This is a genomic window from Candidatus Sodalis sp. SoCistrobi (genome assembly GCF_900143145.1).
Classification (GTDB): domain Bacteria; phylum Pseudomonadota; class Gammaproteobacteria; order Enterobacterales; family Enterobacteriaceae; genus SoCistrobi.
This window is the reverse complement of the sequence record NZ_FRDB01000188.1, coordinates 1-5,602: the sequence shown is the minus strand read 5'-3', so window position 1 is coordinate 5,602 and position 5,602 is coordinate 1. Positions and strand designations below refer to the sequence as shown.

Sequence of the window (5,602 nt, the reverse complement as noted above, 5' to 3'; positions counted from 1 at the left end):
GCGCGTTGTCGATCTGATCGAATGCGCGCGCGCTACCGCCGTAGGCCTTGGCCAGAACGGTGGTGATGGCGGCGGTCAGGGTCGTTTTACCATGGTCAACGTGGCCGATAGTACCGACGTTAACGTGGGGTTTGGTGCGTTGAAACTTTTCTTTAGACACGGCTATATTCCTTACTCTTATGCTCTCACCAACGGGTGAGAGCACGGGATATTAATTGTAACCCTTAAAGCTTACTTGGCTCTGCGGGTTTCGATAATGGCCTGAGCAACGTTGTTCGGTGCTTCATTGTACTTCAGGAACTCCATGGAGTAAGAAGCACGGCCCTGAGTCTGTGAACGCAGATCAGTAGCATAACCGAACATTTCAGACAAGGGGACCTGCGCACGAACGGTTTTACCGGTCGTGGTGTCTTCCATACCGTCAATCATACCGCGACGACGGTTCAAGTCACCAATCACGTCACCCATGTAGTCTTCAGGCGTTTCAACTTCGACCTTCATGATGGGTTCCAGGAGCACCGGTTTCGCCTTCATGAAGCCTTCTTTGAACGCCATGGAACCGGCAATCTTGAACGCCATTTCCGAGGAGTCGACTTCGTGGTAAGAACCATCGAAGGCGGCAACACGGACGTCTACGATCGGGTAGCCGGCCAGAACACCGCTTTTCAGCTGTTCCTGGACGCCTTTATCCACCGCCGGAACGTACTCTTTCGGTACCACACCGCCGACGATTTCGTTCAGGAATTCGTAGCCTTTACCACCCGGTTCCATCGGTTCGATACGCAGCCAAACGTGACCGAACTGACCGCGACCACCGGACTGACGAACGAATTTACCTTCTTGCTCGACGGTGGAGCGGATCGTTTCGCGGTAGGCCACCTGCGGCTTACCGACGTTGGCTTCCACGTTGAATTCGCGACGCATACGGTCGACGAGGATTTCAAGGTGCAGCTCACCCATCCCGGCGATGATAGTCTGGCCGGATTCTTCATCGGTCCACACGCGGAAAGACGGGTCTTCCTGCGCCAGACGGCCCAGTGCCAGACCCATTTTTTCCTGGTCGGCCTTGGTTTTCGGTTCCACGGCAACGGAGATAACCGGCTCCGGGAATTCCATACGCTCAAGGATGATCGGCGCAGAGGTGTCGCACAGGGTATCCCCGGTGGTGACGTCTTTCAGGCCGATGGCCGCGGCGATGTCGCCGGCGCGCACTTCCTTGATTTCCTCACGCTTGTTGGCGTGCATCTGTACGATACGGCCGAAGCGCTCGCGCTTGTCCTTCACCGAGTTCAGCACGGTATCGCCGGAATTGACGACGCCGGAGTAGACGCGGAAGAAGGTCAGGTTGCCGACGAACGGGTCGGTGGCGATTTTGAACGCCAGCGCCGAGAACGGCTCGTCATCGCTGGAATGACGTTCAGCGTGGGTTTCGCCGTCTTCCAGTACGCCGTTAATGGCAGCAACGTCAGTCGGGGCCGGCAGATACTCAATGACCGCATCCAGCATCGCCTGTACGCCTTTGTTCTTGAACGCGGAACCACAGGTAACCAAAATGATTTCGTTGTTCAGAACGCGCTGGCGCAGACCTTGCTTGATTTCTTCCTCGGTCAGCTCTTCGCCGCCCAGGTATTTATCCATCAGCTCTTCAGACGCTTCCGCTGCGGATTCCACCAAATGCTGGTGCCATTTGTCGGCCAGCTCGGCCAAATCGGCAGGGATGTCTTCATAATTGAAGGTCACACCCTGGTCCGCTTCGCTCCAGTTGATCGCTTTCATCTTCACCAGGTCGACGACGCCGGTGAATTTTTCTTCCGCGCCGATAGCCAGCTGGATCGGAACCGGGTTAGCGGCCAGACGGGTTTTCAGCTGTTCAACGACGCGCAGGTAGTTGGCGCCCATACGGTCCATTTTATTAACGAACGCGATACGCGGCACTTTGTATTTGTTTGCCTGACGCCATACGGTCTCAGACTGCGGCTGCACGCCTCCTACCGCACAGTACACCATCACGGCGCCATCGAGCACGCGCATGGAACGTTCAACTTCGATAGTGAAGTCAACGTGCCCCGGGGTGTCGATAATGTTGATGCGGTGCGAATCAAACTGTTTGGCCATGCCGGCCCAGAAACAGGTGGTCGCGGCGGACGTGATGGTGATACCACGTTCCTGCTCCTGCGCCATCCAGTCCATGGTGGCTGCGCCATTATGAACTTCACCGATCTTGTGGTTCACACCCGTGTAGAACAGGATACGTTCAGTCGTGGTGGTTTTACCGGCGTCGATGTGTGCACTGATACCGATGTTACGATAGCGTGCAATGGGTGTTATACGAGCCATTTGAATCCTCGATTACTGGGGCGTTCATTCCGAGCCAACCCGGCAGGGACAGCTCATGAGCGTCCGCCGGGTTAGCGTAACTACTGCGGTGCGATTACCAGCGGTAGTGGGCGAACGCCTTGTTGGCATCTGCCATACGGTGAACGTCTTCACGTTTCTTCACAGCAGTACCTTTGTTTTCTGCTGCATCGGAAAGTTCGTTCGCCAAGCGCAGAGCCATAGATTTATCACCGCGTTTACGAGCAGCTTCAACGATCCAACGCATTGCCAGGGCATTGCGGCGAACCGGACGGACTTCTACTGGCACCTGATAAGTAGAACCACCGACGCGGCGCGATTTGACTTCGACAGTCGGACGCACGTTGTCCAGGGCTACTTCAAAAGCTTCCAGATGGCCTTTACCAGAACGCTGAGCCAGGGTCTCCAGCGCGGTATAGACGATTGCTTCTGCGGTAGATTTTTTGCCATCTACCATCAGGATGTTAACAAATTTGGCCAAAAGCTCAGATCCGAACTTCGGATCCGGCAGGATTTTACGTTGACCAATGACGCGACGACGTGGCATGGAAATACTCCGTTGTTAATTCAGGGTTGTCCAAAACTCAATGAGTTCTTTGACAGAGTTAATAAAACGTTTGGCCTTACTTAACGGAGAACCATTAAGCCTTTGGCTTCTTCACGCCGTACTTGGAGCGGCCCTGCTTGCGGTCTTTAACACCGGAGCAGTCAAGCGCGCCACGAACGGTGTGGTAACGCACACCCGGCAGGTCTTTTACACGACCGCCGCGGATCAGGATCACGGAGTGCTCCTGCAGGTTATGACCTTCACCGCCGATGTAGGAGGTGACTTCAAACCCGTTGGTTAAACGAACACGGCACACTTTACGCAGCGCGGAGTTCGGTTTTTTCGGGGTGGTGGTATATACGCGGGTACATACGCCACGTTTCTGCGGGCAGGCGTCCAGCGCCGGAACGTTGCTCTTCGCAACCTTCATGGAGCGCGGTTTGCGTACCAGCTGGTTAATCGTTGCCATTCAATAAAACTCCTGGGTTTTGCTTCGTAAACACGTAATAAATCGCCTCGTGATGCCGCGGGGCAAAGTACGAGGACGCAGAATTTTATGGCTGACGGGTAAAGGTGTCAAGAAATATACAACCCACCCTTGCTTACCACGCCATCTGCTGCGGCTGTTTTTCAGTCAGCCTGACGAACTCAGTATAACTGATTATCGCAAAATTGGGCGAAAAATGAGCAGACAGCCCGCGGGCGACAATATCATTTTCCAGCGCGTGCAGCGTCAAAGGAGAGGCGTCGAGCGCGCGCGCGGCCGGTGAGCCGGCGAGCCCGGCGATAACGCCATCGGACAGCAGCAGCAGGTCGTCGCCGGGCTGCGCGAGACGCAGCAGCGCCGCCAGATCGCAGGCATAGGGAGAACGGCTCAGGGTATATAGCATGGGAGCCTCCGGCGTTAAAACGTCAATACGGTGTCAAAAGCGCTTAGACGCTGGCGCCAGTCCGCCGCCGATAACCATTCGGCGTCCAGCACCCAGCCGGCATCGGCATCCAGCCCGCGCTCCGCCGCCGATTCGGCGCAGAGATAAAGCCTGTCGACATCATACAGCGGCAGCACGCCGAAGGTGGCGATAAAGTCCCGCGCCAGAATTTGCGCCGGCTGCTGCTGCGCCAGCAACAGCAACACGCCATCGGCGATAAAAAACACGCCGATATCCTCCGCCAATGCCGAGGTCGCCAACAGCGCGTCAAGCCCTTCCCGTCCGGCGGCATCACCGTGCGGACCGTGGCTGAAAACAAATGCGATACGGTTCATGAAAGCCTTAGAACTGGACAAAGCGATCGCAGCCGAGGGCCGCCTGTGCCAGGCTGCCCAGGCCGCTGATCTCAAAGCCGGGCTGAAGATTTTCGCCGCTACGCTTAAGCAGCGACGCCTGAAGGGCATCGGTCACTCCGCGACGCAGGGCGGCGGCGACGCAGACATGCAGCGCCACCTGATGCTGCTGCGCCAGATCGTGCCAGGCGCGCACCAAATCCACTTCATCGCCGGCGGGCGCACTTAAGCGGTTGGCGTTATGCACGCCGTCCTGGTAAAAAAACACCGTGCCGAGGCGGTGGCCGCACGCCAGCAGCGCCCGGGCGAACTGTAGCGCGCTGCTGGCGCGCTGATTGCCATAGGCCGGGCCGGTGACCATCAGGCAATAATTCAGACTCACCGTTCTTGTCCCACAAAATCGCCGCTTTTGAACTGACGGATGTACAAATAGACCGTGTGCTTGGAGATGTTAAGCCTGTCGGCGACCTGATTGATGGCATCCTTGATATCAAAGATGCCTTTCTCATACAGATTGAGCACAATCTGGCGGTTCTTGGCGTTGTTGGACACGTTGCGATCGGCGTTGACTTCCTCAATGGTAAACTCCAGCGTCTGGGCCACCAAATCGTCAACCGAGGAGGCAAAATTCACCGAGGTGGCGATGTCCTGCGTTTCCGGCGGAATAAAGGTTTGCATAATCTGCGAGAACGGTACGTCCAAATTCATGTTAATGCACAGCAGCCCTATCACCCGTTCCTCGCGATTGCGAATGGCAATGGTGACTGATTTCATCAGCACGCCGTTTTTCGCCCGGGTAAAGTAGGCGCGGGAGACGCTGCTGTCCTCTCCCGCCATATCATGCAGCATGCGCAGCGCGAGATCCGATATCGGCGACCCCACTTTACGCCCGGTGTGTTCGCCGTTGGCGATACGCACCGCCGAGCATTTCAGGTCCTCCAGGGAGTGCAATACAATCTCGCAATGTCCGCCAATAAGCATCGCCAGGCCATCCACGACGGCTTCATAAGAGGCGAGAATTTCATGATCCACGGCGCTGAATGGACGTTCGTCCAATAAATCCAGCTCGCCGGCATCAGAATGAGGAAGAGACGTAGACATGTGGAAATACCACCCGTGGTTGTGAATCTGCCGGGATAGTATCGGGCAGATTTGGCTGTAATTCTGTTATCCGGCCGCTAGTCTAGCAAATCCGGCAAAACGCTGTCCTTGTGTTTGGTGAAGTTTTTTATTATTCGGCATTGGTATTATCCGCCCGCGTTGCCAGGCGGCGTGGGCGGCGACCATCAGCGGCATAGGTATCTACACATTTATCGTGATACCTGTTATTACTTTGCAGAATGATTTCAACCTATCTGTTGGCGGGATTGACTCTCGCCTTACCCGCCGATATCAGACGCTGGTTAAACAGCATATGA

Annotated in this window: 8 protein-coding genes; all 8 read right to left on the bottom strand. The window is 55.9% G+C overall.

All coding sequences use genetic code 11. The annotated features are described in order from the left end of the window. On the bottom strand, window positions 1-160 hold a 160-nt coding region (locus tag CINSTRO3249_RS12080), incomplete at its 3' end, for a GTP-binding protein (RefSeq protein WP_254304360.1). 71 nt (window positions 161-231) lie between these two features. Further along, window positions 232-2,337, bottom strand: coding sequence for an elongation factor G (fusA, locus tag CINSTRO3249_RS12075; RefSeq protein ID WP_074013463.1), 2,106 nt, complete (start codon window positions 2,335-2,337; stop codon window positions 232-234). Window positions 2,338-2,431: 94 nt separating this feature from the next. After that, on the bottom strand, window positions 2,432-2,902 hold the full coding sequence (rpsG, locus tag CINSTRO3249_RS12070) for a 30S ribosomal protein S7 (protein WP_011412093.1): 471 nt from the start codon (window positions 2,900-2,902) through the stop codon (window positions 2,432-2,434). A 94-nt stretch (window positions 2,903-2,996) separates the two neighbouring features. Further along, window positions 2,997-3,371, bottom strand: a complete 375-nt coding sequence (rpsL, locus tag CINSTRO3249_RS12065) for a 30S ribosomal protein S12 (protein ID WP_011412094.1) — start codon at window positions 3,369-3,371, stop codon at window positions 2,997-2,999. A 133-nt stretch (window positions 3,372-3,504) separates the two neighbouring features. Further along, window positions 3,505-3,792, bottom strand: a complete 288-nt coding sequence (gene tusB, locus CINSTRO3249_RS12060) for a sulfurtransferase complex subunit TusB (protein ID WP_074013462.1) — start codon at window positions 3,790-3,792, stop codon at window positions 3,505-3,507. Window positions 3,793-3,806: 14 nt separating this feature from the next. Further along, complete coding sequence (gene tusC, locus CINSTRO3249_RS12055; protein ID WP_074013461.1) at window positions 3,807-4,166, bottom strand: sulfurtransferase complex subunit TusC; 360 nt, start codon at window positions 4,164-4,166, stop codon at window positions 3,807-3,809. A 7-nt stretch (window positions 4,167-4,173) separates the two neighbouring features. Continuing rightward, a complete protein-coding gene (gene tusD, locus CINSTRO3249_RS12050; RefSeq protein ID WP_256381671.1) occupies window positions 4,174-4,566 on the bottom strand; it encodes a sulfurtransferase complex subunit TusD in 393 nt (130 codons plus the stop codon). Then, complete coding sequence (locus CINSTRO3249_RS12045; RefSeq protein WP_074013460.1) at window positions 4,563-5,285, bottom strand: helix-turn-helix transcriptional regulator; 723 nt, start codon at window positions 5,283-5,285, stop codon at window positions 4,563-4,565. Before CINSTRO3249_RS12045 ends, tusD begins: the two co-directional genes overlap by 4 nt. Window positions 5,286-5,602: the final 317 nt, after the last annotated feature.

Excerpts from the sequence above, each read along its gene's own strand:
- fusA (WP_074013463.1), bottom strand. The coding sequence starts at position 2,337 with ATGGCTCGTATAACACCCATTGCACGCTATCGTAACATCGGTATCAGT.
- rpsG (WP_011412093.1), bottom strand. The coding sequence starts at position 2,902 with ATGCCACGTCGTCGCGTCATTGGTCAACGTAAAATCCTGCCGGATCCG.
- rpsL (WP_011412094.1), bottom strand. The coding sequence starts at position 3,371 with ATGGCAACGATTAACCAGCTGGTACGCAAACCGCGCTCCATGAAGGTT.
- tusB (WP_074013462.1), bottom strand. The coding sequence starts at position 3,792 with ATGCTATATACCCTGAGCCGTTCTCCCTATGCCTGCGATCTGGCGGCG.
- tusC (WP_074013461.1), bottom strand. The coding sequence starts at position 4,166 with ATGAACCGTATCGCATTTGTTTTCAGCCACGGTCCGCACGGTGATGCC.
- CINSTRO3249_RS12045 (WP_074013460.1), bottom strand. The coding sequence starts at position 5,285 with ATGTCTACGTCTCTTCCTCATTCTGATGCCGGCGAGCTGGATTTATTG.